Origin of the sequence: Micromonospora mangrovicola, assembly GCF_047200535.1 — a bacterium.
Lineage (GTDB): Bacteria > Actinomycetota > Actinomycetes > Mycobacteriales > Micromonosporaceae > Micromonospora.
The window spans coordinates 44,493-69,438 of sequence record NZ_JBJZOG010000020.1 but is presented as its reverse complement, the minus strand read 5'-3'; the positions used below and the strand labels follow the sequence as shown (position 1 = coordinate 69,438).

The 24,946-nt window shown below is 73.6% G+C and carries 24 protein-coding genes; 8 read left to right on the top strand and 16 right to left on the bottom strand.

Annotation, left to right across the window (positions count from 1 at the left end; genetic code table 11):
- Positions 1–4 precede the first annotated feature (4 nt).
- The 3 genes from ACL02O_RS11190 (at position 5) to ACL02O_RS11180 (ending at position 1,220) form a co-directional block, all read left to right on the top strand.
- Positions 5–313, top strand: a complete 309-nt coding sequence (locus ACL02O_RS11190) for a hypothetical protein (protein WP_412817942.1) — start codon at positions 5–7, stop codon at positions 311–313.
- Positions 297–752: a DUF6069 family protein gene (locus ACL02O_RS11185; RefSeq protein ID WP_412817941.1), complete on the top strand. Its 456-nt coding sequence runs from the start codon at positions 297–299 to the stop codon at positions 750–752. The genes ACL02O_RS11190 and ACL02O_RS11185 overlap by 17 nt, the downstream gene beginning before the upstream one ends.
- A 99-nt stretch (positions 753–851) precedes the next feature.
- The gene (locus ACL02O_RS11180) at positions 852–1,220 is read left to right on the top strand and encodes a CPCC family cysteine-rich protein (RefSeq protein WP_412817956.1); all 369 of its coding nucleotides are present in this window, start codon (positions 852–854) and stop codon (positions 1,218–1,220) included.
- Between the two features lie 380 nt (positions 1,221–1,600).
- Here the strand turns inward: ACL02O_RS11180 and ACL02O_RS11175 are convergent, their stop codons facing one another.
- The 12 genes from ACL02O_RS11175 to ACL02O_RS11120 form a co-directional block, all read right to left on the bottom strand.
- A complete protein-coding gene (locus ACL02O_RS11175; protein ID WP_412817940.1) occupies positions 1,601–1,813 on the bottom strand; it encodes a hypothetical protein in 213 nt (70 codons plus the stop codon).
- Positions 1,810–2,259 (bottom strand): hypothetical protein, encoded by a 450-nt coding sequence (locus tag ACL02O_RS11170; protein WP_412817939.1) that lies wholly within the window; start codon positions 2,257–2,259, stop codon positions 1,810–1,812. Before ACL02O_RS11170 ends, ACL02O_RS11175 begins: the two co-directional genes overlap by 4 nt.
- The gene (locus ACL02O_RS11165) at positions 2,256–4,094 is read right to left on the bottom strand and encodes a hypothetical protein (protein WP_412817938.1); all 1,839 of its coding nucleotides are present in this window, start codon (positions 4,092–4,094) and stop codon (positions 2,256–2,258) included. The genes ACL02O_RS11170 and ACL02O_RS11165 overlap by 4 nt, the downstream gene beginning before the upstream one ends.
- Entirely contained in the window at positions 4,091–5,434 is a 1,344-nt protein-coding gene (locus ACL02O_RS11160; RefSeq protein WP_412817937.1) for a lipopolysaccharide biosynthesis protein, read from the bottom strand. Before ACL02O_RS11160 ends, ACL02O_RS11165 begins: the two co-directional genes overlap by 4 nt.
- Positions 5,431–6,246: a polysaccharide deacetylase family protein gene (locus ACL02O_RS11155; protein WP_412817936.1), complete on the bottom strand. Its 816-nt coding sequence runs from the start codon at positions 6,244–6,246 to the stop codon at positions 5,431–5,433. The genes ACL02O_RS11160 and ACL02O_RS11155 overlap by 4 nt, the downstream gene beginning before the upstream one ends.
- Positions 6,243–8,531 (bottom strand): glycosyltransferase, encoded by a 2,289-nt coding sequence (locus ACL02O_RS11150; protein WP_412817935.1) that lies wholly within the window; start codon positions 8,529–8,531, stop codon positions 6,243–6,245. Before ACL02O_RS11150 ends, ACL02O_RS11155 begins: the two co-directional genes overlap by 4 nt.
- Positions 8,532–8,586: 55 nt before the next feature.
- The gene (locus ACL02O_RS11145) at positions 8,587–9,630 is read right to left on the bottom strand and encodes a phosphotransferase family protein (protein ID WP_412817934.1); all 1,044 of its coding nucleotides are present in this window, start codon (positions 9,628–9,630) and stop codon (positions 8,587–8,589) included.
- The gene (locus tag ACL02O_RS11140; protein ID WP_412817933.1) at positions 9,627–10,943 is read right to left on the bottom strand and encodes a nucleotidyltransferase family protein; all 1,317 of its coding nucleotides are present in this window, start codon (positions 10,941–10,943) and stop codon (positions 9,627–9,629) included. The genes ACL02O_RS11145 and ACL02O_RS11140 overlap by 4 nt, the downstream gene beginning before the upstream one ends.
- Entirely contained in the window at positions 10,940–11,083 is a 144-nt protein-coding gene (locus tag ACL02O_RS11135) for a hypothetical protein (protein ID WP_412817932.1), read from the bottom strand. The genes ACL02O_RS11140 and ACL02O_RS11135 overlap by 4 nt, the downstream gene beginning before the upstream one ends.
- Positions 11,084–11,086: 3 nt before the next feature.
- Positions 11,087–12,130, bottom strand: a complete 1,044-nt coding sequence (locus tag ACL02O_RS11130; protein WP_412817931.1) for a GNAT family N-acetyltransferase — start codon at positions 12,128–12,130, stop codon at positions 11,087–11,089.
- A 62-nt stretch (positions 12,131–12,192) separates the two neighbouring features.
- Entirely contained in the window at positions 12,193–13,512 is a 1,320-nt protein-coding gene (locus ACL02O_RS11125; protein WP_412817930.1) for a hypothetical protein, read from the bottom strand.
- The gene (locus ACL02O_RS11120) at positions 13,509–14,438 is read right to left on the bottom strand and encodes a glycosyltransferase family 2 protein (protein ID WP_412817929.1); all 930 of its coding nucleotides are present in this window, start codon (positions 14,436–14,438) and stop codon (positions 13,509–13,511) included. Before ACL02O_RS11120 ends, ACL02O_RS11125 begins: the two co-directional genes overlap by 4 nt.
- Before the next feature lie 914 nt (positions 14,439–15,352).
- Here ACL02O_RS11120 and ACL02O_RS11115 point away from each other — a divergent pair.
- From ACL02O_RS11115 to ACL02O_RS11105, 3 genes are all read left to right on the top strand, one after another.
- Positions 15,353–17,578, top strand: a complete 2,226-nt coding sequence (locus ACL02O_RS11115; protein WP_412817928.1) for a hypothetical protein — start codon at positions 15,353–15,355, stop codon at positions 17,576–17,578.
- A gap of 319 nt (positions 17,579–17,897) precedes the next feature.
- Positions 17,898–18,731 carry a polysaccharide deacetylase family protein gene (locus tag ACL02O_RS11110; protein WP_412817927.1) on the top strand — a complete coding sequence of 278 codons (834 nt, stop codon included), beginning with the start codon at positions 17,898–17,900 and terminating at the stop codon, positions 18,729–18,731.
- Positions 18,732–18,936: 205 nt separating this feature from the next.
- The gene (locus tag ACL02O_RS11105; RefSeq protein WP_412817926.1) at positions 18,937–19,350 is read left to right on the top strand and encodes a PPOX class F420-dependent oxidoreductase; all 414 of its coding nucleotides are present in this window, start codon (positions 18,937–18,939) and stop codon (positions 19,348–19,350) included.
- Between the two features lie 42 nt (positions 19,351–19,392).
- Here the strand turns inward: ACL02O_RS11105 and ACL02O_RS11100 are convergent, their stop codons facing one another.
- Positions 19,393–20,181, bottom strand: coding sequence for an SDR family oxidoreductase (locus ACL02O_RS11100; protein WP_412817925.1), 789 nt, complete (start codon positions 20,179–20,181; stop codon positions 19,393–19,395).
- A gap of 144 nt (positions 20,182–20,325) precedes the next feature.
- On the opposite strand from ACL02O_RS11100, the gene sigJ reads away from it, so the two are divergent.
- Entirely contained in the window at positions 20,326–21,207 is an 882-nt protein-coding gene (gene sigJ / locus ACL02O_RS11095) for an RNA polymerase sigma factor SigJ (RefSeq protein WP_412817924.1), read from the top strand.
- 78 nt (positions 21,208–21,285) lie between these two features.
- On the opposite strand, the gene ACL02O_RS11090 is transcribed toward sigJ, so the two are convergent.
- From ACL02O_RS11090 to ACL02O_RS11080, 3 genes are read right to left on the bottom strand one after another with little or no spacing between them, the layout of a single operon-like run.
- A complete protein-coding gene (locus tag ACL02O_RS11090; RefSeq protein WP_412817923.1) occupies positions 21,286–21,915 on the bottom strand; it encodes a methyltransferase domain-containing protein in 630 nt (209 codons plus the stop codon).
- Positions 21,912–22,598 carry a TIGR04282 family arsenosugar biosynthesis glycosyltransferase gene (locus ACL02O_RS11085; RefSeq protein WP_412817922.1) on the bottom strand — a complete coding sequence of 229 codons (687 nt, stop codon included), beginning with the start codon at positions 22,596–22,598 and terminating at the stop codon, positions 21,912–21,914. Before ACL02O_RS11085 ends, ACL02O_RS11090 begins: the two co-directional genes overlap by 4 nt.
- On the bottom strand, positions 22,595–23,269 hold the full coding sequence (locus ACL02O_RS11080; RefSeq protein ID WP_412817921.1) for a glycosyltransferase family 2 protein: 675 nt from the start codon (positions 23,267–23,269) through the stop codon (positions 22,595–22,597). Before ACL02O_RS11080 ends, ACL02O_RS11085 begins: the two co-directional genes overlap by 4 nt.
- Positions 23,270–23,414: 145 nt before the next feature.
- Here ACL02O_RS11080 and ACL02O_RS11075 point away from each other — a divergent pair, with 145 nt between their 5' ends.
- Complete coding sequence (locus ACL02O_RS11075) at positions 23,415–24,935, top strand: hypothetical protein (protein WP_412817920.1); 1,521 nt, start codon at positions 23,415–23,417, stop codon at positions 24,933–24,935.
- The last annotated feature ends 11 nt before the right edge of the window (positions 24,936–24,946 follow it).

The window sequence follows — 24,946 nt, the reverse complement described above, 5'->3', positions numbered from 1 at the left end:
CCCGGTGTGGACGCTCGCGCTGCGCGGTGGTGCGCGTGTCGCGGTGGTCGCGGCGCAGTGGTGCGACGCGTTCGGCGTCGTCACCCGCGGGCGGGTGCAGCTGGAGCTGCGCGACGGCGAGCCTGGGCCGGTCCTCGGACGCGGTGCCGGGTTCTGGCTCCGCGGCACCGGCGTCCGCGCCCTGCGGAACCCCGGCCGTCGCACGGCGAGGGTGCGCATCGTCACCCCCCCGGGCCAGGACCGTCACATGCCAGTCAACACCCCGTACGTCAGTTACCGGATGATGGAGGAACGACATGAACGGCATGAATGACACCGGGGTCGTCGCCGGCCCGGCATCGGGCCAGACCAGCCACACCCACCGACTCCGCGGGCTCGCCGGCACCGGCTTCATTGCCACGCTCGCAGCGATGGTGGCCACCACCCTCGCCGCTGCGCTTGCCCAGGCCCTTGGCGTCGACTTCGAGGTCCCCGATGGTGGCGAGGCTATCCCGTTGTCCGGGTTCGCCGTGGTGACCGGCTTCTTCTCGGTCGTGGGCATCGTCATTGCCGTCGCTCTTCTTCGTTGGAGCGCTCGCCCCGCCGAGCGATTCGCGTGGACGGCAGTGTCGCTGACCGTGATCTCGTTGATCCCGCCCCTCCTCTCCGGGGCAAACACCGCCACCACCACCGCCCTCCTCGGGCTACACCTCGTCCCTGCGACGGTGATGATCCCCACCCTGGCGCGGAGCCTCCGCACCCGGACCGATTGACGGTCGCGCGACGGGACAACGCGCGGCCGGGGTCTGTAGCCAAGGTGGGGTGCGGTGCGCGGGTGGCGGCACGAGCGTACGTCCCGCGTGCGTCAGCCGATGCTGACCGATCGGGCCGCTCGGCCTTCGACCGGACTACCGTCGAGCATTCCACCCGGGTTCCGATCGGACACGATTCCTGGTGCGGCGAGGTGCCTGTTGGTGGGTTGTCATGGGAGGCTTACCGGCGTGATTCAGCAAGCCGTCGATCGGTGTCCGTGCTGTGGCTACCGGACCGGGTGCACCACCTGCCCGGTCTGCTTCTGGACCGATGACGGACGGAGGGACGCGGACGCCGGCATGGTGGCCGGTGGCCCCAATGGGGACGTCAGTCTGAGCGATGCCCGGCTCAACTTCGCCATCTACGGGGCAAGCCACCGGCGGTACCAGGACGTGGTACGCCAGCCCCGCAGCGATGAGCTGCCGTAGCGGCGCATAGAGCGACATTTGTCGCACGCTCGGAACTTCTCATCCCATCAAGCCGCTGGATGGCCTGGTTTTGCAGGTGGGAGCAGATCGGGTGCGGTTCGGCGAAGTGGTCGCCGCGTCCGCGGTGCCGACTGTCGTCTACACCCTCTTGGCTGCGGCCAGGTGGGCCCGTGCTGTCGATCCACAACTCTGGAGTCTGCTGCGGTGGCTCGGAACAGGTCCCGCGAGCTGAGCATCGGATACCACCTGCAACGCCGTGACCAGGACATTCAGCATGGTGACCTCTTCGGCGGACCCGCAGCTGTTCGACCAGCACTCTCCGTCGCGGCCATGGTCCGGAGGGACGGCGCAGGTCGCCACGACCGCCCCGTGGACCGCGGTCAGCTCAGGTCCCGGAACCGCTGCAGGATGATGACGAGGAACGCCACGAGCAGCGGTGCGGCGGCCAGGTCGAGGATCCGCAGGGGCATCCGCCGCGCCGACGCCGCGGTCAGCTGCACCACGATCCGGGCGGTGAGCGCCAGCATCAGCAGGGTGAACACGGTCGCCTGAACGGGCCCGGCCCCTGTCACGCTCAGCGCGATGTGGGTCATGGCGCCTCCATTCCTCGCTCCCGAAGGTGATGCAGCGCGTCCCGGCCCAGCTCGATCAGGGCGGCCAGCGACGCGATCCCGGCGAGGGCGGCGAGCCCGAGCCGCGGTGACCACCGGTGCAGGTGGATCATTCCCTGTGCGACCAGGACGCCGAGGGCGAGGCTGAGCGCGACGCCGACGACGAACCGGCTGAGGCCACCCGGTATCCGGATCAGCCGCGCGCAGGCCAGTCCCGGTGCCACGGCGAGATAGCCGAGGACGCCGACCGCCCGCGGTATGCCGGGCACGTCCCACAGGACGAGATTGACGACGCCGGCGCCGGCGATGAGCGTCGCCAGCGCGGGCCACGGCGTGCGCGACGGGAGGCCCTCCTCGACCCCGGCGGGTTCCGGCGGGTCCGGCGGAGCCGGACTGGCCTCGAGTTCGGCCTCGGCGAACATCGTCACGGACCGCTCCCTTCGATGCCGCCGAGGACGTAGATCCGTGCCTCGGAATTGGAGTAGACAAGCTTGAACCGTCCGGAGTCGACGATCTGGCGTTCCAGTTCCTCGCCCCAGCCGGGCGGCTTGCCCAGGAACGACTCGGCGAAGACGAACTGTCCCTTCGTGATGATCAGGTAGCCGCCCCTCGGGTTCTGGCGCATCTCCTCTTCGATCGCCGGGACCGTCGTCGGCCCGAGGTCCTGGCCGACGGGTCGGTACTCGTACTGTTCAACGGCCTGGGCCCGCCAGGGGACGTTGGAGGTCACCGACACGAATGTGGCTTCCGCCGGGGCGTGCGCGTAGAGCCACTCCACGGCTCGGTGGTCGGCCGGGCGTACCTGCTCGAAGGCATCGTTGCCGTACCGGGCGACGAAGAACGCGCCGATCAGGACGGCGCTCAGCGCTCCCGCCACGAGCGCCCCGGGCAGGCGCCGTCGCGCCGGCCAGGCCGGGGCGACCAGCGCGGCCAGCAGGATCGCCATGAACGGCAGGGCGAAGGCGTACACCCGCAGGAAGATCTCCCCGCCGTAGCTCTGCATCGCGAGCAGCAGGAACGGCGCCCCGGCGAGGGCCAGGAGCCCGAGGTCGCCGTCCCTGCGGCGCAGCCGTCGCCACGCGCCGACGGCGGCCAGCCCCCACACGGTCACCGCGAGCAGGACCCGCAGCAGCACGACCGTCTGGTGGCCCTGGTCGCCACGCACCCGTTCGACGGCCCCGTTGTTGATGGTGCCACTGACGTTTCCGAAAGAGCCGAACATGTCGTGGAGGTGCCCCGACCAGTACGCGACGGCGCCGTAGCTGATGTAGGCCATCAGCATGACGGCGAGCAGGACCGGCAGCGTGCGGAGCGTGCAGCGGCGGACCAGCACCAGCGCCCCGACGCCGATCACGACCGCCACCGGGGTGAGCTGGTGGCTCACCGTGCTGGCCGCGAAGACGGTGAGGACCACCGCCACCAGACCTACCAGGGAAGCCGGGCCGGCCTGCTCGGCCATCGGTTCGAGCAGCGGCCGCGGTGGGAGCCGCAGCAGGCGCGGCAGCAGGCCGGCCGGGCTCCCCGGGGAGCGTTCGACGTACCGGCCGCCGTACCGGACCGGCTGGAACCAGCGCAGCAGGACCAGCAGCAGGACCAGATAGAAGAGGTAGTTCATCGCCTGGGGGCCGAAGTAGTCCTGCCCCACCCAGTTGGCCGGCAGGAACAGCCAGAGGGCGAGCCAGGCCGTCCGCGCGTCGGTCGACGTCGCCCGGGCCAGCCGGAACACCGCGGCGCCGTAGAGCAGGTTGAACCCCACGGGCGCCCAGGCGAGCAGCGGCATGGCGTCCGGCATCCCGGCCAGCCGCGTCGCCATGGCCGTCAACGCGAAGAACCCGGGCCAGCTGAAGCGGGCGTCCAGGTCCGGCAAGGTCTCCCCGGTACGGGCGATGTAGTCGGCGAAGCCGACGTGCAGCCAGCCCGAGATGACCCGCGGCAGTGGCTCGATGATCGGTGCCGCCCCGAAGAGCAGGACGACGAGCACCACCACGTGCGCGGCGAGCAGGGCGTCGGAGGCCGGCTGGGTGCGCAGTATGCCGTGCAGGAAACTCACGGTCAGCAGGGCCAGTGCGACGTACAGCTCGGGGCGCAGCGCGGTGACCAGGCCGAGCGACCCGATGTCGGCGGCGTCCCCCCGCCGCAAGGCCCAGACCCCGAGCGCGAGTGCCGCCGCGGGCGCGGCCCACTCTGCGGTGGCGAGCAGGCCGTTGCGGATCCGCCGGCCGGCTGCGGCGCGGGCGGCCAGCAGGGCCGCGCCGGCGCTCACGACGCACCCCGCAGCAGTCGCGTCATCGCCGGCAGGACGGCGCTCATCACCACGACCTGCCCGGCGAGGTACGCGACGCCGACGCCGACGACCCCGATCTCGGGCATCGCGACCAGCGCCAGCGACACGACCAGGACGCTCGTGGCCGCGTGCACGGCGATGATGCGTCCCACCCGGCGTTGCACCCGGGACGCCGCGACGAAGACGGTCAGCACCAGCTTCGGCAGCACCGCGACGGCGAAGAGCCGCAGGGTGTCCGAGCCGGTTGACGCGTAGCCGCGGCCGAACACGGTCAGCAGCAGCGGCGCCGAGACGCAGAGCAGGGCGACCGCCGGCACGAAGAGGAGCAGGCCCCGCCGCAGCACCTGCCGCGCGTAGGTCGCGAGCCGGGACTCGTCGGCGGCGGCCTCCACGGTCAGCGAGGTGCCGAAGTGGTAGGCCACCAACTCCAGGGAGCCGCCGAGCAGCCAGGCCACGTAGAAGATGCCGTTGGCCTCCGCGCCCAGCCGGGCCGTCACGATCAACGGCAGGGCGTTCGTGCCGGCCTGCAGGAACAGGTATCCGACGTAGTCCAGCGCCACGAAGCGGGCGAGCACCCCCCGGCCCGGCAGCGCCTCTTCGGCGCGGCGCGCCCGCTGCCGGGGCAGCAGCCGGCGGAAGATCAGCATGTTGATGGGGACGAGCGCCGCGACCACGGCCAGGTTCCACGAGATGAAGATGCCCAGGCTCGGCACGACGCCGGCGAGCAGCAACAGCAGCGCAATCTTGGCGATGCCGAAGGCGGTGTTCTCGACCGGCACCCAGACGACGCCGCGCAGGGCGGTCAGCACGCTGTCCTGCAGGGTGAAGACGCACCAGCCGGCGACCGACAGGGCGAACGCCACGGCGAGCAGGGGAGTGCGGTGCAGGAAGTCGAGCTGGTCGCTGACCAGCGGAGCTAGCAGCAGGAAACCGCTGCCCAGGGCGAGGGCCGCGAGGCAGGTGACCACGTAGGCGGACCCGACCAGCCGGCTGCCGTGCCCCGCCGCGGCGGGCAGGAAACGGGCGAGGGCTCCGTTCAGGTTGAGCTGGGCGAGGTTGCTCAGGAACGTCATCGTGGACACCATCGCCGCGCCGACGCCGAGCTCGGCCGGCGAGTAGAGGCGGGCGGCGAGCGCCCAGTACGCGATGCCGAGCAGCGAGCTCACCGCCGTGTTGAGCATCAGCGCGTAGACGTTGCCGTTCAGCGGGTCGCGCAGGTGCTGGCGCAGCCGTACGCCGATCGGCTCGGCGACGACGCCGACGCCGGCAGCCGCGCGGCCGATCGACGGGTCCGCGGTCCCGGCGCGTGGGGCGCTCACGAGGTCGGCTCGCTCAGTGGCGTACGCGCGCCGTGCACGAGGTGACGCGCCCGCCGGTACGCCCGCCAACCCCGGGTGCGCAGCCGCTCGCCGCGCCAGGCCAGCGGCCAGCCGGTGCCCCGGAGCAGCGCCTCGATCCCCGCGGCGCCGGTGTCGCGTTCGATCAGCACCCGGGCGATGGCGAAGACGTCGTCGTCCCGGTGACTCAGCGCGTTCTTGACCCCGCAGGCGGAGGAGTAGCCGGCGGCGCGCACCGCCGTCCGCACGGCGTTGCTGTGGTAGCCGTACGGGTAGGCGAACGACCGGACCGACGCGCCCATCCGGTCCTCCAGCAGCTGCCGGCTCGCCGCGACCTCCTGGTGCAGCCCGGCCGGGCCGAGACAGTCCAGCGCCCGGTGGCGCCAACTGTGCGACCCGATCTCCACCCCGTGCGAACGCAGCTCACGGAGCTGATCCCAGTCGAGTGACGGATCCCCGTGCGGCGACGGTGCCGTGCCCACCCGTGCCACGATGACGTACGCGGTCGCCGTGAGCCGGTGCCGGAGCAGCACCGGCAGCGCGGTCTCGGCGAGGTCGGGGAATCCGTCGTCGAAGGTGATCAGCACGGGCCGGGGCGGCAGCGGGGCCGCCCCGCGCAGCACGGCCGCGTAGTCGCTCACCGTCATCGGCGTGTGATCGCGCTCCCGGATCAGCGCCATCTGCTCGTCGAAGTCGCCCGGTGACACCGACCAACGCAGCGTGTCGTCGCGGGGCACGTCGCCGACGCTGTGATAGCAGAGGACGGGGACGGCGGCCTTCGGCGCACGGTTCACCGGCGGCTCCTTCCGGATCGGGCCGCGGCGGCGGCGTAGTGGACCGGCCCGAGCGCCAGCCCGCAGAGCTCGAGAAGGGTCAGCGAACGGGGATAGCCCTGCTGCTTGCGGTTGTTCTTCGCCGACCCCGGGCGCAGGGCGTAGACGATGCCGCGGGGCAGCCGCCCCAGCAGCTCGCGTCGGGCGGTGGGGTCGGTCGCCAGGCACTTCGTCAGTACGGCGCCGAGACCGACCCCGTAGCGGTACATGGTCCGTCGCAGCGCCCGCAGTTCACGCCGGTGGGTGTGCCAGGCGATGGCACCCGGCTCGTACGCCAGCGTGTGTCCGGCGAGCACCGCGCGCAGCAGCACGTCGATGTCCTCCCCGGTGCGCAGCCGTGGATCGAAGCCGGCCAGCCGGCGCAGGGTGTCGGTGCGGAACGCCATGTTGGCGCCGGAGCCGTACGATCCGGGCAGGTACGGGTGCAGCGACCGCGGTGGCAGGTCGACGGGCCGCGTGCTTCCCGCTTCGACGGTGGCGACCCCGGTCCGGTCGAACCGCCGCCGCTGGCAGCCCTTGCCGTAGCCGCCGTACTGCTCCAGCCAGATCTGCGACGGCGTGTCGAGTTCCCGGGCGAGGACCTGACCGGTCACCCCGGCGACGTCATCGGCTGCGAACCCGTCGACCAGGCTGCGCAGCCACCCCCGGTCGAGGATGACGTCGTCGTCGGCGAAGGCCACGATCGCGCCCCGCGCCTCGGCCAGGCCCCGGTTGCGGGCGTGCGCGACGCCGGGCCGCGGTTCGCTGGTGTAGCGGAGCCGGGGATCTGCGGCGGCGCGCGCGGCGACGGTCCGCGCCGTGCCGCTGACCTGCGGCGCGTTGTCCACCACGACGATCTCGTAGTGCGGGTAGTCGAGCGCGGCGATCGAGTCGAGGGTGGACTCGAACAGTGGGGTGCGGCCACACGTGGGGACGACCACGCTGACGAACGGGGCGGGCTCCACCGCCGGTGGGCGGGAGGGACACGGTCCGGCGGCGGCCGCCGCGGCGTGGCCTGTCTGGGCGGGGTCACCGGTCTTCCCGGCCGGGCCGGAGTCCGGCCGGGCGAGTGAGGGCAGGCCGTCGTGTCGCAGGTGCGCGTCGATCGCCGGGGAGAGGCGGTCCCGGATCGCGGCGGTGAGCGCCGGCGCGGTCAGCCCGCCGGGCGGCAGCGCGACCTCGACCAGCCCGAGCGGCTGCCCGTGCAGCCGGACCAGGACCTGCGCCGCGCCGTACGGGGTGCCGTCCGGCCCGCCCGTGTCGGGCACGGCGGGCATCTGCTCGGAGAGTTCGACGGAGAGCACCCGTACCGGTGCCGGATCCGCCCGGCGTCGGGGGACCGGCCTGCCGACCACCTGGGAGGCGCGCAGGGCCTGGGCCGACAGGTAGCCGGCGGCGGTCACCAGCAGCCCGGCGACGATCGCGCCGGAGCGCAGCAGTCCGGCGCGATCACCGGCACGGACCTGGCGCAGGCCGCGGCGCACCCCGGCGGGCAGGGTGCGACGGGTGTACGCGCGTTCGGTGGCGAGCCCGGCGTCGCTGCCGACCAGCCGGGCGACGACCGCCTTGGACCGCCCCTCCGAGAAGCAGCGCTGCCGGAAGTAGCGCCATGTCGCCCGGTCCACGGTCACCCGGTGCCGGACCCGGGCCGCGGGCTCGTAGAGCACCACGCCGTCCGGTTCGAGTTCGCGGACCCGGATGCACAGCTCCGTCTCCTCGCAGCCGACCGGTGTCCGGCCGACGCGGCCGAGCGCCGGGTCGAAGCCGGTGGTGCGGTTCAGCACCGACCGGCGGAAGGACATGTTGCAGCCGATGACGTTGCGTACCGGGGCGACCTCGGTGGGCTGGCCGGTGAAGCTGCACCCGACCACCCAGTCGAACTCGGGGGGCAGCCAGCGGGGCCGCTCTTCCTCCCAGGCCGGTACGGCGTGTCCCCCGACCGCGAGCACCCGCCCGTCCCGGTAGTGCGGCAGCAGCCGGGCCAGCCAGTCGGGCTGCGCCTCGGCGTCGTCGTCGAGGAAGGCGACGATCTCGCCGCTCGCCCGGGCCAGCCCGGTGTTGCGGGCCGCCGACAGGCCGCGTGGTCCGGTGCTGGGGACGACGGTCAGCTCGGGGAACGTGGCGCGCACCCGCTCCAGCAGGTCCGGATTGTGGTCGACGACCACGACCACCTGTGCCGCCGGCACGTCCTGGGCCAGCACGGAACGGACCGCCAGGACGATCTGCGCCCACCGGCGCTCGGTGTAGACACAGATGACCACGGTCACGGTCGGGGCCGGGCCGGGCCCGGCGGGCGCCGCCGGATCGAGAACGGCGACCGGCTCAGACGTTGACGAGGACGCGTTCGACGTTGCCGCGGATCCAGCGTGGATCGTCATGGTCACCTTCCGAGTCGATGAAGAGCAGGATGTGGCGGAGCCAGTAGAGGAGCAGTGCCGGTCGGGGCGGGATGCCGTCCAGCCAGCCGGCCGCCTCGTCGGCGGGGACGTCGAGCGTCCGGTCGATGCCGCACCGCAGCGCCTGGACGACGATCTCGCCGAGTTCGTCGCCGCGGGCCAGCCGGCGGGCGAGCACGTGCAGGTGCAGCAGGTCGTGCAGGGGGAGTTGGCGGGGCGCGGCCTGGTCCCAGTCGACGATCCCGGTCACCTGCCCGTCCGGCGTGCTCGCCAGCAGGTTGCCGGGCCAGAAGTCGCCGTGGATCCAGCAGGTGTGCACGGTCCGGCCGACCAGGGCGACGACGAGTTCCTCCCGTAGCCGGTGCACCGTGTCGACGAGCCGGCCACGTCGCGGGTGGGTGGCGGCGAACTCCGCCAGCCGCCGCAGCGGGTCGTCCACCCACTGCGCCACGGCCGTCCGGTCCAGCAGGGTCCGTTCCCGGGTGGCGTGGTGGAGGTCGCGGATGGCCCGGCCGGCGGAGGCGAGCAGCGCGGCCCGCCGGGTACGCCGCAGCATCATCCCGTTCGCCGGCGCGCCCCGCAGTGCGGTCTCCACGCAGTAGTAGCGTCCCTCGACCTCGCCCTGCGCCACGCAGTGCGGCAGGAGCAGCCGCAGCCCGGGCAGTCCGGGGTTCGTCCGTAGCTGGTCGAGCACCCCGGCCTGGCGCCGCAGCCCGTCGGCGGCCCGGGCGGTCCAGGGCACCTTGACCATGTACCGCCCGCCGGTCCCGTGGCCCCGTACGGTGGCCACCGCGACGGACGTGCCGGTGAAGGTGACGGTCTCGGTCCGCCACTCCGTGTCGTCGGTGGCGGTCGCCCCGGCGACGAGGCGGGGGGCGACGGCGGCCGTCCAGCTGCGTTCGGGCCGGTGCAGCCAGCAGGCGAGCCGGTCCCGCAGGACCGGCTGCGCCCACTCCACGGCGGCTCTCACCGGGCGGTCCGGTCGACGTAGTGCCGCCAGATCCGGCCGAGCACGTCGGCGAGCACCACTTCCGGCGCCCGGTCGGCGTCCACCCGCTCCAGGTGCGGAACGCGCCGGCGCAGCCGCCGGTACTGCTCGCGTTCCGCCTCGAGGTGCTCCGGGTCGTACTCCCCGGAGCGGCGGAACATGACCGCCCCCGGGACGTCCAGCAGGAGCACCACGTCGGGCGCCGGGCAGAGCCGGCTCAGCAACTGGAAGTACGGGCGTTTGAGCCAGATCAGCGGCCCGCGCGGCGGCAGCAGGGCGTCGTAGACGTAGCGGTCGAAGACCACCAGTCGGCCCAGCGCCCGGTGGCGCACCGCCGCCAGGTAGCGACGCCAGACCGTGAACGGGCGGAGCACGATCCGGATGCCCTGATCAGCGGCGCTGCGGGGCGCCTCGGTCGACGGCCAGAGCCCCATGTAGACGCGGCGAACCGGGAAGTAGAAGGCCGACTCGATGCCCCTGGCCAGGGTGGACTTGCCGGATCCGTCCGGGCCGATCAGGGCCACGCCGGCACCCCGGCGGCTCCACGCCTGCAACGGCCGCTCGATCGCGCGCAGGGCGGCCGAGCCGATCAGGCGACGGGCCGCGCCGGCCGGGCGGGTCCACCGCAGGAGAGCGAGCAGTCGTCGACGTACGGCCGGCAGCGCTGCCGGGCGACCGGCCCGCCAGTACGCCAGCAGCATCCGGGCTGCCCGGTCCGGCAGCGCCCGGGCGAGCGGACCGTCGAGTGTGGCGTGGTCCGCGAGGTGGTGCAGCCGGCGCAGGTGGTGGCCGGTGACGGTGCCCTTGTCGAGCACGCAGTGCAGCAGCAGCGCCCAGAACTCGTCCTCGGGTGCGAGCACCCACACGTCGTCCTGACGTGCCCGTCGCTGCAGGCACTGGTCGGCGGCCCGGGTGCGTACCTCGAAGCGGGGGCCGTAGGCGAGCTCCGTCACCAGGTCGAGTTCGACCCACGAACCGGTGGCCCGGTCGAGCCCGAGGTAGAAACGGTGACTGCCCCGGCCGTGGCCGGTCAGGCGGATCAGGCCGTGGGAGGTGATGACGGTCACGGCCCGCGTGAGGTCGGCGGGCGCGACGAGGAGGTCCAGGTCCCCTGAGGCGGTGAGCGCCTCCGGGCCGCCGCGCAGCAGGCACCAGCGCACCGCGGCGCCGTCGAGGCCGGCCAACACCGTCCGCGCGAGCCCGGGCGGGACGTTCGCCGGTTGCTCCGGCGGTGGCGGTTCCTGGCGGCCCGCCACCGCGGTCGTCGTCGCCGCGGTCGGGTCGTCGCCGCTCATCGCGCCTCCGAACGCCGCGCGGCCGGGTCGGTCAGGCGGATCACCAGCAGGGCGAGCGCGGTCAGGGCCACGGGACGGACCAGCCGGCGGAGGCCCGCCGGCCGGAGCGGGTCCGGCCGGCGGAACGATGTACGGATCATGTCCTACCCCCGCCCTGGCCGAAGTGCCAGGATCCGCCGTACGCCGCCACGAGCGCGCTGCACCAGCGGAGTGACCGGCAGCCGCTCGATCCGGTAGCTGGCGTAGTCCTGGCTGACCGCGCCGAATCGGCTCTTGAACAGTTCCAACGAGGAGACTCTCGCGGAGTCGCCCATGTTGTAGGCCGTGCAACCCGCCTCGATCGCGTCCGCGATGGCCGTCCTGTGCAGCAGGTAGTTGGCGTAGACCGGGCCGGCGAGCTTCTCCACCATCGCGCCGCGCCAGTACATCGCCGTGGTCTTCCCGAGCAGGACGACGATCGCGGCGACCGGCTGTCCTTCGTGGTACGCGGCGTACAGGCGGCACCCGGAGCCGAGCATGGTCGCGACGGTGTGCAGCTTCCGGTCCGGCTCCCGGCGGGCCGCCAGCCGCCGGGCCAGCGGGAGCGGGAGCCGATCCCGCCGCGCCCAGCGGTCGACCGACTCGCGGTAGAGCTGATGGAAGACCGGGACCAGCCGGCCCTGGTCGTCGCACTCGACGACGACCCCGGCCCGCTCCGCGCGACGGATCCGGTTGCGGGTGTCGCTGCGGAACCGCTTGCGCCAGACCTCGTCGAAGCCGCCGTCGAGGAACAGCGTCTGCGTCATCCGCTCCTCGCGGAACACGCCCGCCGGCACTACCGCCTCCCACGTCCCGGCCGCCGCCGGGTCCGGGCGGACCAGGGTGCTGAGCACGTGACGCCGCGCCAGGTCCGCGACCACCATGCGGACGTCCTCCGGGCGGAGTTCGCCGCCGTCGCAGATCAGCCCGCCCGGTCCCCAGCCGATCGGGAGGCCGAGGTCCGTCGCGAGGACCGGGCCGAGCCCCGGGCGCCGTACGAGCGGCAGGACGAGGCGCCTGCCGTCGGCGGTCTCGTACAGCCGCGAGACGTCCTCGTAGCCTTCCACGAGGCACACGCAGCGCAGCCAGGTCGGGGTCTGGCTCGGCAGGGCGTTCGGCGCGGTGGCCAGCACCTGCTCCCACGCCTCGGCCGGGGCGGGACTGGTCACCCGCAGCGGTCGCCGGGCGCCGGGTGCCGGCCCGAGGCGGGGCCTGAGACTGGTCCCGGCGCTCACGAACAGCCCAGCGGGAGATCGGCGTGCCAGTAGCGCTGGGTGGCGTCGTTACTGGCCATGACCACCATGCCGGTGGCGCTGCTGACGCTCTGCTTGGTGGTCGTGACATTGTTCATGTTGGGGGAGGCGGCGTCCCTGATGACCGGTGTGCCGCGGCCGGCGGGAAACGCGATGCTGCCCATCGGGGAACTCTTCATGAAGATCGTCCCCGGGTAGCCCGAGTAGGGACAGCCGCTGTCCGGCGCGGTCATGAAGACGTACAGCGTCTGGTGTTCGGAGTCGAGCAGCAGGACCGGCCGGGTGTGGCAGTCGCTGATCCGCCCCGCCGGGTAGCTGGACCAGTTGCCGGTCGACGGGTCCCGGGCGAGGAGCATGATCAACGGTGCCGAGGACGTGGCTCCGGCGTCGTCGAGCCCGGTCTTGATGACCGCGAAGACCCGGCCGGAGGCGTCGGCCTGGAGGCTTTTCAGGTTGATGTGGTCATCGGCGCTGTTCGGACCCTGGACCGCCGTCCGCGTGACGTCCCAGCTGGAGCGCGACGCGCCGTCGGTGCGCTCGGCGAAGTACATCGCCGACTTCACCTGGTTGCTCCACATCACGCCGACCCGGGTGCCGCCGAAGCTCACCACCGACGAGATGTCGTCGCTGGACAGGCCGCTGGCGGCGGCGATCGGAAGCGCGAGCGGGGTGCCCCAGACCGCGTCCCCGCCCGTCGTGTTGTTCACGTAGACCTTCGAGCCCTGCGTCCAGGTCGCCCAGAGCGTGCCCGTCGAGTCCTTGTCGATGGTGAGGGTCTCGCTGGAGTAGTTGGTGATCTGGACCGGGAAGCCGGTGTCGCCGGTGTAGGTCTTCGTCGCGGCGTTGTAACTGAAGCGGTAGAGCCGGGCCGGGTTCCCGGAGGACGCGCTCGTGGAGGAGCTGGCCCGCACGTGCGAGGAGATGTAGAGCCGGGTGCCGTCCCACAGCACGTCGGACCGGGTCTTGGGCCGGTTGTCGACCACGGTGCCGGTGTCGACCCACTGCTCGGTGGAGCGGTCCAGCCGGAAGATGTGGTGGGTCTGGCTGCCGGTGTGGAAGAGCACGGCCCACCAGGCGCCGTCGTTCCACCACAGCTTGCTTTCCGGCTTCTCGCCGGTCGCCGCGGAGCCGTCGCCCGAGGTGGACGGGCCGACGTAACCGATGTCGCCGGTGGCGGCGTCGGCCGGGGCGGCGAGGCCGCCGGGTACGACTGCGGCGCCGCCCAGCACGCCCAGCAGCAGGGCGAGGGCGTAGGTTCCGCCCGTCACCCAGGCGCGGCGCAGGGAGAACTTCGTCATCGGGAGACCTCGCTCAGCGTCGGGCTGCTCGGCTCGGTGGCCGAGGGCTGCCACCGGTGCAGCACGCGGTGGTCGATCGGGTCCACCACCGGCCGCGGGCGGCGCAGGACCCGCTCCCGGATCAAGGTCCGCAGCACCCGCTGGCCGTCCCGGAAGGTGCGCAGGTTGGAGGTGCCGCAGCGGCGGGGGAGTTCGTTGCTCGGCACCTCGGCGATGCGTAGGTTCGCCTTCAGCGCGTGGACCACGAGCTCGGTCTCGATCTCGAAGCCGTGCGCGGTCAGCGCGAGTGCGGGCAGGCAGGCGCGACGGAACGAGCAGAAGCCGTAGCACAGGTCGGTGAAGCGGACGAGGAAGAAGCTGTTCGTCAGCCGGACCAGGGCCTGGTTTCCGGTCCGGCGCAGCGGGGTCAGGTCGGTCGATCCGCCGCCGGCCAGGAACCGGGAGCCCTTGACGAAGTCGTACCCGTTCATGAGCGGGGTGACGAAGCGGTGGATCTCGTGGGGGTCCATGCTGCCGTCGGCGTCGATCATCACGATCAGGTCGCCGGTGGCCGCGGCGAACGCCACCCGCGCCGCATCGCCCTTACCCCGGCAGTGCTGGGTCCGCACCACGATGTCCGGCCGGATCGCGCGGGCCACCTCGACCGTTCGGTCCCGCGAGTGCCCGTCGACGAGGATCACCTCGTCGACGATCGGCGGTATGCGCTCGAGCACCCACGCGATGTTCTTCTCCTCGTTGAGCGTCGGGATGACCACACTGACGGTCTGTCGTTCCGGGTGACCGCTGACCACGCCGGTCTCGTCCGCGGGCCGTTCCCGCATCCGCAGGATGCTCAACCGCCGGTTGTCGTGCCCTGACGGTGCGGTCGGTGGCGGCTCGGCGAGCAGGTCGGGGACGTGCGTGTCGAGGTCCCGGTTCAACGTCACCGCGCTCCCTCCCCGTGGGGTGTCGCGAGGCCGGTCCGCGGCGCGAAGCGGGCCTCCCTCGATCCGCCGGCGGTGACAGTGGCTGTACCTCTCATCTGCTCCTCTTCCCCCGTGCCCGACGCAGGTTGCGGGCTTTAGTGCTGTATGTCCGAATCATCCCGATCTGGCGTATTTGGACCCGGGATGAACCGGAAGCAAAGCTAACATCGCGCAAAGGTGAACACGCCGGATTTATGTGATGGATCAGGTTGATTGTGGACGAGGTGCCGGGCGGATCGCCCGCCGAGACGGACGCGGGTGGGTGGCCGGCTGATGCTCTCGGTGCTGGTGCCGGCATCCCGGTCACGAGTTGATCGCCTTTGTGGACCGGTGGATCCGGGCGGGAAACGCCCCGAGGTGCGACGTCCGGAGGTGCCGCCGATGCCTGATCCGGCGCTCAAGGGGTGGTGGCGTGCGCGGGACCTCCGGGCGCCGCAGTGGATCGCGCAGAACTGTCCGGAATGGCGCCGACTCGCCATGTGATCTTGCGTTCTACCTGCTCAGAGCCCATGCGTACGGCTCCGATGTTCACCCGGCCCCAGGGTGTTGCCGATTGAACGGAGGTCAACCGTGACCAATATCTTTTACCGCGACCGCATTTGTCGGTAATTGCAGAGCCATTGGCCGGGGAGCGTGCCTGCCCGGTCCGCGTCGCCCGGCGTCCCGGCGCCGTGGTCCACTGTGCCGCGACGCCGGCGCGCGATCCCGACTCCTGCCGGCCGCCGTCGGCGTCGGAGATCCGCGAACACCCGGCCGCCTCCCCGCCCCGCGCTGTCCGGTCGTCCATCAGGCATGGCGGTTCCGTTCCGGGGTAACCGCGCGCCGGGCGGGCTCGAACGGGCCCGCCGCCGATCCGACGGCGTGATCAGGGGCAGATGGCGCGAGATGTGGTTGAGCTGCGCGTACACGGGGTCTCCGGGGTGCGGCCGGAGGCGCTGCTGGACCACCCGGTGGTGGTCCGGGTCGCCGGCGACCGGAGTGCCGGGTTCTACCGGCCGCGTCCCGGATTCGGTGTCACCACCGGGCCGGCCGGCGTCGTCATCGAGGCGTACCACTGGCGGAACCTGACCGTCGGTACGGTGGCCCGTACCGTGGCGCTGCTGTTCCTGCTGCCCTTCATGTTCAGCAACCTGGCGGCGTGGCTGCGACCCCCGGGCGGGGGTGGCGCCGTGAAAGCCCTGTGCCGCCTGCTCGGCGCCACCGTCACGATCATGTTCGTGCTGGCCGTCGCCGGTGTCGTACTGGACCTGATCGGCTGGCAGTGCGTGCCGTACCGGCCGTGCACCGCCGGGCGGGGCTACCTGGGCTGGCTCGCCGATCTTCCGATCGGGCCGCGGCTGGTCGTCCTCGCCGTGCTGCCGGCCGCCGCCATCCGGCTCGTCTGGTGGATCGGTTCCCGGTCCGCGCGGGCCTTCGAGGACTTCCAGGTCCGGCACGGCACCTCCGGAGCCCCGGCCGGCGACCGGCTCGACGCCGACGGCTTCTGGCGGGGGGAGGCGCTGGTCGGGCGGCTCCGGTCGATCCACGTGGCGATCGCGTACTTCACGCTGGACGTCAGCGTGCTCGTCGCGCTCACCGCCCGAAGCCCCGGCGCGATGGGCGTCGCGCTGCTCGCCGCGACCCTGCTGCTCCTGACGGCCTGCCTGGTGCTGCTCTGCCTGCCAGCGCTGAACGCCCCGCATTCCGGATGGGACTGGACCAGGTCGGTCATCCGACCGCTGCGCGGGGCCGTCGCCGCGGTCACCGCGCTCACCGCCGGGTACGCTCTGCTGGCGCGGCGCCAGGTGCCCGTGGGTGGAGCGCTGCCCGGCTTCGCCCTCACCGTCAACTCGGTGATCCTCGGGCAGGCCGCGCTGCTGACCGTTCTCGCGGCGGTCACCGTGTGGCAGCAGCGACGGGCGCCCCGCGAGGCGCGGGCGTTCTTCCGCGGTCTGGGCACCCCGGTGTTCGGCGCGATCTCGGTGGGGCTCTCGGCGACCTTCACGGCGGGCTTCGTCTACCGGGCGGCCGACGTGCTGGACCGGGGCGCGATTCCCGGCCCGGAGCATCCGCCTCCACCCGGCGCCCCGCCGCTGGACCCGCCGATCGCCTACCGGTGGGACGCGCTGGGCGCCCTCGTCACCGTGCTGCTGGTCGCCGTCGTGGGCCTGTACGCCGGCCGGTTCACCCGGCGCGGGCGCGAGCGGCTGGCCGCCCGGATCAGCCAGGAGGACTTTCCCGACCCGCCACCGGAGGCGGTGGCGCGGATGGGGACGGTGCGCCGGGCGATCAGCAGGGCACGCCTGGCCGAGCAGTTCAGTCCACTGCTCATCGTCTACCTCGTGCTGTCGCTGCTCAGCCTCGCGTTCACGGCGCTCGACCTGGCGGAGATCGGGCCGACCCAGCTGGCACAGCGGGTCGCCGGTGGTCGCCGCACGTTCGTCGGGCTCGCCGCCTACCTCATCGACGCGGGGACGATCTCGCTCGGGCTGATCGTCTTCGGGCTGCTGATGATCGGCGTGATGGCCTACCTCTCTCCCGAGGTACGGCGGGCCGTCGGGGTGCTGTGGGATCTCGGCACCTTCTTCCCCCGGACCATCCACCCGTTCGCGCCGCCCTGCTACGCGGAACGCGCGGTGCCGGAGCTGGCCCGGCGGGTGAGCGGGCTGAGCCGGGAGCAGAAGGTGCTGCTGTCCGGGCACAGTCACGGTTCCGCGCTGGCCGCCGCGGCCATCCTGCAACTGCCACCCGAGGCGTTGCGCCGGGTGGGCCTGCTCACGTACGGGTCTCCGCTGCGCCGGCTCTACGGGCGGCTCATGCCGGCCTACTTCGGCGACGACGTCATGCGTGAGATCGGCGCGCGGGTCGGGTGGCGGTGGCGCAACCTCTGGCGGAGCACCGACCCGATCGGCGGAGCGATCTTCTCCACCCGTCGGCCCGGCGGCCGGCGGGCCGACCCCGCCGACCGGGTCGATGTGCGGCTGCGCGATCCCCGCTCGGTCACCGTCCCGCCGACGGACACCGTCCCGCCGCCGATCGAGGCACACTGGCCGTACCACACGGACCCGCACTACGCCGCCGCCGTCGCCGAGCTCGCCGGCTCCGTCGACCGGCCCGGCTGACGATGCGGCTGCCGGCCTTCCGGCGCGGCGTCCTCACCGGGCCGCCGGAGACCATCCATCGGCTGGTCCGGACAGGGCGGCACAGTGGATCGAACCCCAGGTACTCCGGCTCACCCCGATCAGCCGCGCCGTCGGTTGTGAACATCGTTCGGCCCGGCTGGTCCGGGTGTCGTTGCTCGCGCCGCCGAAGTGGCAGGATTTGTAGATATTAACCCGGATTGGGATGGTAGGCGGCTAGCGTGGCGCCTGTCGAATCGGAAGGAGCGACAGTGACCAGCTACGACATCCCCCCGACGGCACTCGGCCGAGGGACAGCCTGATGCGCCGGTCCACGGCGCTGCGCGCCACAGCCGTGCTGACCCTGGTCCTGGCGGTGCTGCTCAGCGGCGCCTATCTGATCGGCCGGCCCCTGCTGCCGCACGCGTCCCCGTCCGACGACACGCCGTCCGCCACCGCATCCCCCATCCCCGCCGGTGTCCTGATGACCACCGGCTCCGCGCAGGTGGCGCTGACCTTCAACGACGGGCCCGACCCCACGTGGACCCCGCTCGTCCTGAAGGCGCTGCGCCAGTTCCGCGTCAAGGCGACGTTCTGCCTGCTGGGCCGGAACGCCCACGCGTATCCGGAGCTCGTGCGAGCCATCGCGGCCGACGGCCACACCCTGTGCAACCACAGCTGGAACGAAGACCTCGACCTCGGCAGCCGGTCCCGCCAGGACATCGAGGGTGACCTGCTCCGTACCAGCCAGGCCATCCGCGCCGCCGCACCTCAGGCGCCGATCAAGTACTTCCGGCAGCCGGGCGGGAACTGGTCCCCACAGCTCGTCACCGTCGCCGAGAACCTGGGCATGACCGGCCTGCACTGGGCAGTGGACCCGCGGGACTGGGAGGAACCTCCGGCGGCCGCCATCATCGCCACCGTCTCCAGCCGGACCGAGACGGGCGCCATCGTGCTCCTGCACGACGGTGGCGGCGACCGGCAGAACACCGTCACCGCCCTCGCGACCCTGCTGCCCGACCTGGTGAGCCGCTTCCAGCTCGAGGCGTTGCCCGTCGACCCACCCGCGACCGGCCGGACCAGGGCGCCGTCAGCGCCGCTGCAACAGGTGGGGCAGCCGCAGGGCGCCGCGCCCGAACCGGGCAAGGGCGGCTGACGGGCGCTGCCCCAACCAGCGCAGCAGGCCACGTGACCGGCGACGCCGTCCTCGTCGGTCCACCAGGGCGGCGTCGGCGCGGTACGCTGCCACGGCCGGCACGGCCACTCCGGCCGTGACCGGGCAGACGGCTCGACCCGGCGGTGTCCGCGAAGGACAGCCGCCATCGCAGTACTCCTGATCCCCCACAGCAGGAGGAGGCGCCATGGCAATCTTCACCCAGCGGGAGATCGACTACCTGCGGGAGCAACCACTCGGCCGGCTCGCCACGGTGCGGGCGGACGGGACGGTGCAGAACAGCCCCGTCGGGTTCGGTTACCACGCCGAACTCCAGACCATCGACATCGGCGGGCACAACCTGGCCGCCAGCCAGAAGTTCCGTAACGTGGCGGGCGGGTCGAAGGTCGCCTTCGTGGTCGACGACATCGTCTCGTTCGACCCGTGGACGGTCCGGTGCCTGGAGATCCGGGGGGACGCCGAAGCCCTCACGGATCCGCCGGACTCCGCCGGCCACCTGGCCGGACCGATCATCCGGATCCATCCGCGCCGCATCATCAGCTTCGGCGTCGACCCGGGCAACCCGGCCGCCGGTCAACGGACCGTCTCCCGAGAGCCATGACCACAACCGCCCGGCCCGCCGCGACGGCCCCGGGATCCCCGGTCACCGCCGGGCGGCTGCCGGGCCGGGCCGCGGCAGCCGTTCGGCCAGGAACGCCTCCCAGGTCCGCCGGCCGGTGTCGGCGCCGTCGAGGGTGAGGTTGTCCCCGTTCCGGTACGCCCGCCCGGCCTTGCCCGGCATCCGGACCGGCAGGAACAGCCGCCGCCTGCCGACCGCGCGCAGGTAGCTGCGGAGCAGCTCGTCCAGTGCGTACACGTTCGGCCCGACCAGGTCGGGCACCAGTCCGGCCGGCGCGCCCAGGGTCAGCTCGACCAGCCGGTGCGCCACCTCGCGGGCGTCCACCGGCTGGAGCCGGAGCCCGCCGGGCACCGGCACGACGGGAAGCTTCGCCATCTTCTCCACCACGTTCAGCGCCAGGTCGTGGAACTGGGCGGCGCGCAACGTCGTCCACCCGAGGCCCGAGTCGGTGATCGCCCGCTCGGCGTCCAGCTTGGACCGTAGCCAGGCGAGCGGCACCCGGTCGGCACCGACGACCGAGATGTGAACCAGGCGGCGCACACCGGCCTGTCGCGCGGCCCGGACCAGGTGGCGGGCCGCCCGGTCGTCGCCCCTGGGCCCGCCCGCCAGGTGCAGGACGGTCCGTACGCCCCGCACGGCGGACTCGACACCCGCGCCGGTGAGCAGGTCGCCCGTCACCTGCTCGAGACCGTCGGCGGCGGGGCCACCGTGGCGGCTGAGCACCCGCACGGGATGCCCGGTGTCGCGCAGCAGCGGGGTGACGAGCCGGCCGAGGGTGCCCGTGCCGCCGGTGACCAAAATGGGTGCGCTCATGTCGTCCTCCGTGGTGTTCGTGGTTGCATCCGCTCGACCCGGAGGAACGGCCAGGTGTGACCGGAGTGATCGGCGCCACGCGTCGTCACGCGGGAGGTCCGGTCGGGGTCGGTCCGGCAGGGCAGCGCGAGAGAGGAACCAGACATGGCTGAACAGAGCTGGCTGGCGGAGCGGTTCGAGCAGCAGCGGCCGCAGCTTCGGGCGGTGGCGTACCGGATGCTCGGCTCGCACACCGAGGCCGACGACGCCGTGCAGGAGGCGTGGCTGCGGCTCGCGCGTACCGACACCGACGGCGTGGACAACCTCGCCGCCTGGCTCACCACGGTGGTCGCCCGGGTCTGCCTCAACACTCTGCGGGCCCGCCGCACCCGTCGCGAGGAACCCCTCGAGGTGCGGATGCCCGACCCGGTCGTACGCACCGGGGAGGCCGGCGACCCGGCGTATGCGGCGGTCCTGGCCGATTCGGTCGGGCTGGCCATGCTGGTGGTGCTGGACACCCTGACCCCGACCGAGCGGCTCGCGTTCGTGCTGCACGACATGTTCGCCGTGCCCTTCGACGAGATCGGCGACATGATCGACCGGTCGCCCGCCGCCGCCCGGCAGCTGGCCAGCCGCGCCCGCCGTCGCGTGCAGGGCCGGGCTCCGACACCCGACCCGGACCTGGCCCGCCAGCGGGAGGTCGTCGACGCGTTCCTGGCCGCCGCCCGCGACGGCGACTTCGAGGGGCTGATCGCCGTGCTGCACCCCGACGTGGTGCTGCGCGCCGACGGCGGCGCCCGTGCCCGGCACACCACCGTGCTCACCGGCGCCCGGACCGTGGCCGCGCAGGCCACCACGTTCGGACGGTTCTCCCCGTTCGCGCGCCCGGTGCTGGTCAACGGCGCGGCCGGCGTCCTGGTCAGCGCGGCCGGCCGTCCGCTGTCGGTGATGGCCTTCACCGTCACCGATGGGCGGATCGCCACCATCGACGTGATCGCCGACCCGGAGCGGCTGCGCCGGCTCGACCTCGCCGGGCTCGACGACTGACGCCGGGGCGGCGGTGAACGTGCCGCGGCGCGGGACCGGCGGGAACGCCCCGCCGGTCCCGGGCACCGGAGCCGGGCGCTACGCCAGCACCAGCTCGGCGAACCAGCGCCGGCCGACCGGGTAGACCTCGCGGACGGCGAGCCCGGCCTCGGCGGCAACGTCGTGCACCGCCCGGGTGTCCAGCCGCGCCCAACGGAAGCTCGGCCCCCGGTGCGGGCCGGAGACCACATGCGCATGCCCCTGCCACGCGCCGCTGCCGGGCGGGTCCAGCTCGACCAGGACGCTGCCGCCCGGGTGGAGCAGCGCCCGGCAACGGCGCAACAGGATCCCCGGGTCGCCGCCGATGCCGATGTTGCCGTCCAGCAGCACCACATGCCGCCACCGGCCCTCGGCCGGCAGTGGGTCGAACAGGTCCGCCTGGACGGCGACCGCCCCGCGTGCCCGGGTCAGCGCCACCGCCCGGGGTGAGACGTCCACGCCGACGGTGGTGAGCCCGGCGTGGGTGAGCGCCTGGGTGAGCCGGCCCGGCCCGCAGCCGAGGTCCAGCGTCGGGCCGGCGCAGCGGGCGACCACCGAGGCGGTCGCCGCCTCGGCCGGCCCGTGCCAGCGCTCCACCTGCAGCCGGCGGCGGGTGCCGTCGGCGTGCACCAGCCAGTGCGTGTCGACCTCCCGATGCCGCAACGCGGTGCCGAAGCCGTCGACGGTCACCGCAGGCCCCCCGGCACCAGGGTGCGCCGGAGCGCGGCGACCTCACCGGCGAACCGGCCGTCGGGAACCAGGTCGGCGACCGCGAGGGCGTCGGTCCAGCCGTCCACGTCCCGCAGCACCGGCAGGGACCCGACGCGCAGGCCGCGCCCGGCCAGCGCCGCCGAGGTGAGCCGTCCGGTGGCCGGCGTGGACATCGGCACCGCCCGCAGCACGGCCGCGTGCCGCGGGTCGCGCAGGCCCAGCGCCCACCAGCCACCGTCGGCCGCCCGGCCCAGCACTGCGTCGGTGGTGGGCGCCGCCAACCGGCGTACGGCCGCGGCCAGTCGCGCCGCGGTCAGCTGCGGGGTGTCCATGCCGATCTGGAGCACCGGTCGTCCCGGGTACGCGGCCGCCACGTCGGCGTGGGCGTGCGCGAGCCGGGCGGCGAAGTCGTCGCCCCGCTGCGGCAGGACCGGCCAACCGGCCACCGCGGCGGTGAGCTGCGCGCCGTCCTCGGCATCGGCGAGCCGGCCGGCCAGCGCGAGCGCCGGGGTGACGCCCGGCGTGGCGGCGACGGCGTCCAGGGTGTCGCGCAGCGCGGCGGCGGCGATCCGGGCCGCCTGCGCCGGGGTGGCGGGTGGGCAGAGCCGGGTCTTGACCGCCCCGGCCACCGGGGCCTTGGCCACCACCAGCAGGACGGTCACCGTCGACCCTCCACGTGACGCAGCACGGCGACGAAGTCGCGGGTGGCCCGCAGCGTGCCGCGTACCGAGCCGGAAACCTTGGACCGGGTGCCGGCGGCGCGCGGGGCGTACGCGACATCCCGCTCGTGGATCCGCCAGCCGGCTGCCGCGGCCCGGATCATCAGTTCGAGGGGGTAGCCGAAGGCCCGGTCGGTGACCCCGAGGGCGAGCAGAGCCTCCCGCCGGGCCACCCGGATCGGGCTGAGGTCGCGCAGCGGCACCCCCCGCTGCCGCAGCAGCGCGGCGACCAGCGCCGTACCGGCCCGGGCGTGCCACGGCCAGACCCCGGCGCGCACCGGCCGGCGCCGGCCCACCGACAGGTCCGCCGTGCCGGCCGCCACCGGGGCGACCAGGGCGGGCAGCTCGGCGGGGTCGAAGGAGCCGTCGGCGTCGAGGACGCAGACCAGCTCCGTCTCGGCGTGTTCGATCCCGGCGTGCACGGCCGCCCCGTAGCCCCGGCGGGGTTCGTGGACCACCCGGGCGCCGTGCCGGGCGGCCACCTCGGGCGAGCCGTCCCGGGAACCGTTGTCCACCACGATCGCCCGGTAGCCGGGCGGCAGCGCGGTCAGCACGCCCGGCAGGGCGGCGGCCTCGTCGAGGCACGGCAGTACCACGTCGATCTGTGTCGGCATGTCGCCGACGCTAGGCCGCCGCGCGCCCGCGCACGCCCCGATCGTGCTTACGGAACCCTTACCGAGCAGGGATTTCTTACCGTCCGGTGACGTGTCGACGGTTTGGCGGGCGCGGTCTCCGCACACGCCGTACCGTCCGGTCGTCATGAGAGCCGCACCCATGCTGACCCGGGTCGCCCCCGCGGACCGGGCCGTGCCCCGCAGCCGGGGCGACCGGTACGCGCTGGCCGTCGAGGCGGCGTTGCTCGCCGCCGCCGTCGTCGTCGGGCTGGTGCTCAACCGGCGCGGTGTGGGCCTGCACGCGGACGCCGCGCCGCTCTACGCCACCTGGCGACCGCACGCCGGCTGGGGCACCCTGCCGGCGGTGCTGATCGCCGCGGCCGTGTTCGGGCCGGGTCTGCCCTGGGCGCGTACCGCCCGGTGGGGGCCGCTGCTGGCGGCCGGCTGGCTGGCGGCGGTCGCCTGGACGCTGTCCCTGGCCCTGGTGGACGGCTGGTCGGCGGGGCTGACCCGACGGCTCACCGTGCAGGCGGAGTATCTGCACGAGGTGCCCGGGGTGGTCGACATCCCCCGGATGCTGGCCGGTTTCACCGGCCGGATCCTCGACTTCCAGCCCGACTCGTGGTCCACCCACACCGCCGGCCACCCGCCGGGCGCGCTGCTGGTCTTCGTCTGGCTGGACCGGATCGGCCTGGGCGGCGGCACCGCCGCGGCGCTGTGCTGCGTGCTGGTCGGGGCGACCGCCGCGGTGTCGGTCCCGGTCACCCTGCGGGCACTGGGGGCCGCCGACGCGGCCCGGGCGGTGCTGCCGTTCCTGGTGCTGCTGCCGGGCGCGGTCTGGCTGGGCGCCTCCGGCGACGCGATCTTCACCGGCGTGGTCGCCGCCGGTCTCGCCCTGCTGGCGGTCCGTGGACCTGTCGCCGCGCTGGCCGGCGGCCTGCTGCTCGGCTTCGCGCTGCACCTGTCGTACGGGTTCGTGCTGGTCGGCGCGCTGGCGGTGGCCGTGCTGGCGCTGCGCCGCGACCGCCGCCGGGCCGCGGCGCTCGCCGCGACGGCCGGCGTCGTCGCGGTGACCGCGCTGTTCGTGCTGGCCGGCTTCCGCTGGTGGGAGGGGTACGACCGGGTCGTCGAGCGGTACTACCAGGGCTGGGCGGCGGACCGCCCGTACGGCTACTGGGTCTGGGCAAACCTGGCGGCGCTGCTGCTCTCCGCCGGGCCGGTGCTCGGGCCGGCGCTGCGCCGCGCGGCGCTTGCCGCGCGGGCCGTCTGGCGTTCGCCCGACGTCGCGTCCAAGCGCGACCGGCAACCGCGCGACGACCGACCCCGGCCCGGGCCCGCCACCCGTCCGACCATGTCCCGAGCGGTGGCGCGGCTGAGCCTGCCCGGACGCGAGCCGGCGGCGCTGACCGCGCCGGGCCGGTGGCTGGTCGCGCGGGCGGCCCGGCTCGGGCCGACGGTCCTGCTGCCCGCCGCCGCCGCGTCGGTGGTGCTCGCCGCCGACCTGTCCGGGATGAGCAAGGCTGAGGTGGAGCGGATCTGGCTGCCGTTCGTGGTGTGGCTGCTGGTCGCCGTCGCGCACCTGCCGGCACCGGCCCGCCGCTGGTGGCTGGTCGGGCAGGCGCTCACCGCGCTCGCCGTCAACCATCTGCTCCTCACGGTCTCCTGAGCGGCCGCCGC

Coding starts and splice junctions, on each gene's coding strand:
- ACL02O_RS11185 (WP_412817941.1), top strand. CDS start 297: ATGAACGGCATGAATGACACCGGGGTCGTCGCCGGCCCGGCATCGGGC.
- ACL02O_RS11180 (WP_412817956.1), top strand. CDS start 852: ATGCTGACCGATCGGGCCGCTCGGCCTTCGACCGGACTACCGTCGAGC.
- ACL02O_RS11175 (WP_412817940.1), bottom strand. CDS start 1,813: ATGACCCACATCGCGCTGAGCGTGACAGGGGCCGGGCCCGTTCAGGCG.
- ACL02O_RS11140 (WP_412817933.1), bottom strand. CDS start 10,943: ATGAGCGGCGACGACCCGACCGCGGCGACGACGACCGCGGTGGCGGGC.
- ACL02O_RS11135 (WP_412817932.1), bottom strand. CDS start 11,083: ATGATCCGTACATCGTTCCGCCGGCCGGACCCGCTCCGGCCGGCGGGC.
- ACL02O_RS11125 (WP_412817930.1), bottom strand. CDS start 13,512: ATGACGAAGTTCTCCCTGCGCCGCGCCTGGGTGACGGGCGGAACCTAC.
- ACL02O_RS11115 (WP_412817928.1), top strand. CDS start 15,353: ATGGCGCGAGATGTGGTTGAGCTGCGCGTACACGGGGTCTCCGGGGTG.
- ACL02O_RS11110 (WP_412817927.1), top strand. CDS start 17,898: ATGCGCCGGTCCACGGCGCTGCGCGCCACAGCCGTGCTGACCCTGGTC.
- ACL02O_RS11105 (WP_412817926.1), top strand. CDS start 18,937: ATGGCAATCTTCACCCAGCGGGAGATCGACTACCTGCGGGAGCAACCA.
- ACL02O_RS11100 (WP_412817925.1), bottom strand. CDS start 20,181: ATGAGCGCACCCATTTTGGTCACCGGCGGCACGGGCACCCTCGGCCGG.
- sigJ (WP_412817924.1), top strand. CDS start 20,326: ATGGCTGAACAGAGCTGGCTGGCGGAGCGGTTCGAGCAGCAGCGGCCG.
- ACL02O_RS11080 (WP_412817921.1), bottom strand. CDS start 23,269: ATGCCGACACAGATCGACGTGGTACTGCCGTGCCTCGACGAGGCCGCC.
- ACL02O_RS11075 (WP_412817920.1), top strand. CDS start 23,415: ATGAGAGCCGCACCCATGCTGACCCGGGTCGCCCCCGCGGACCGGGCC.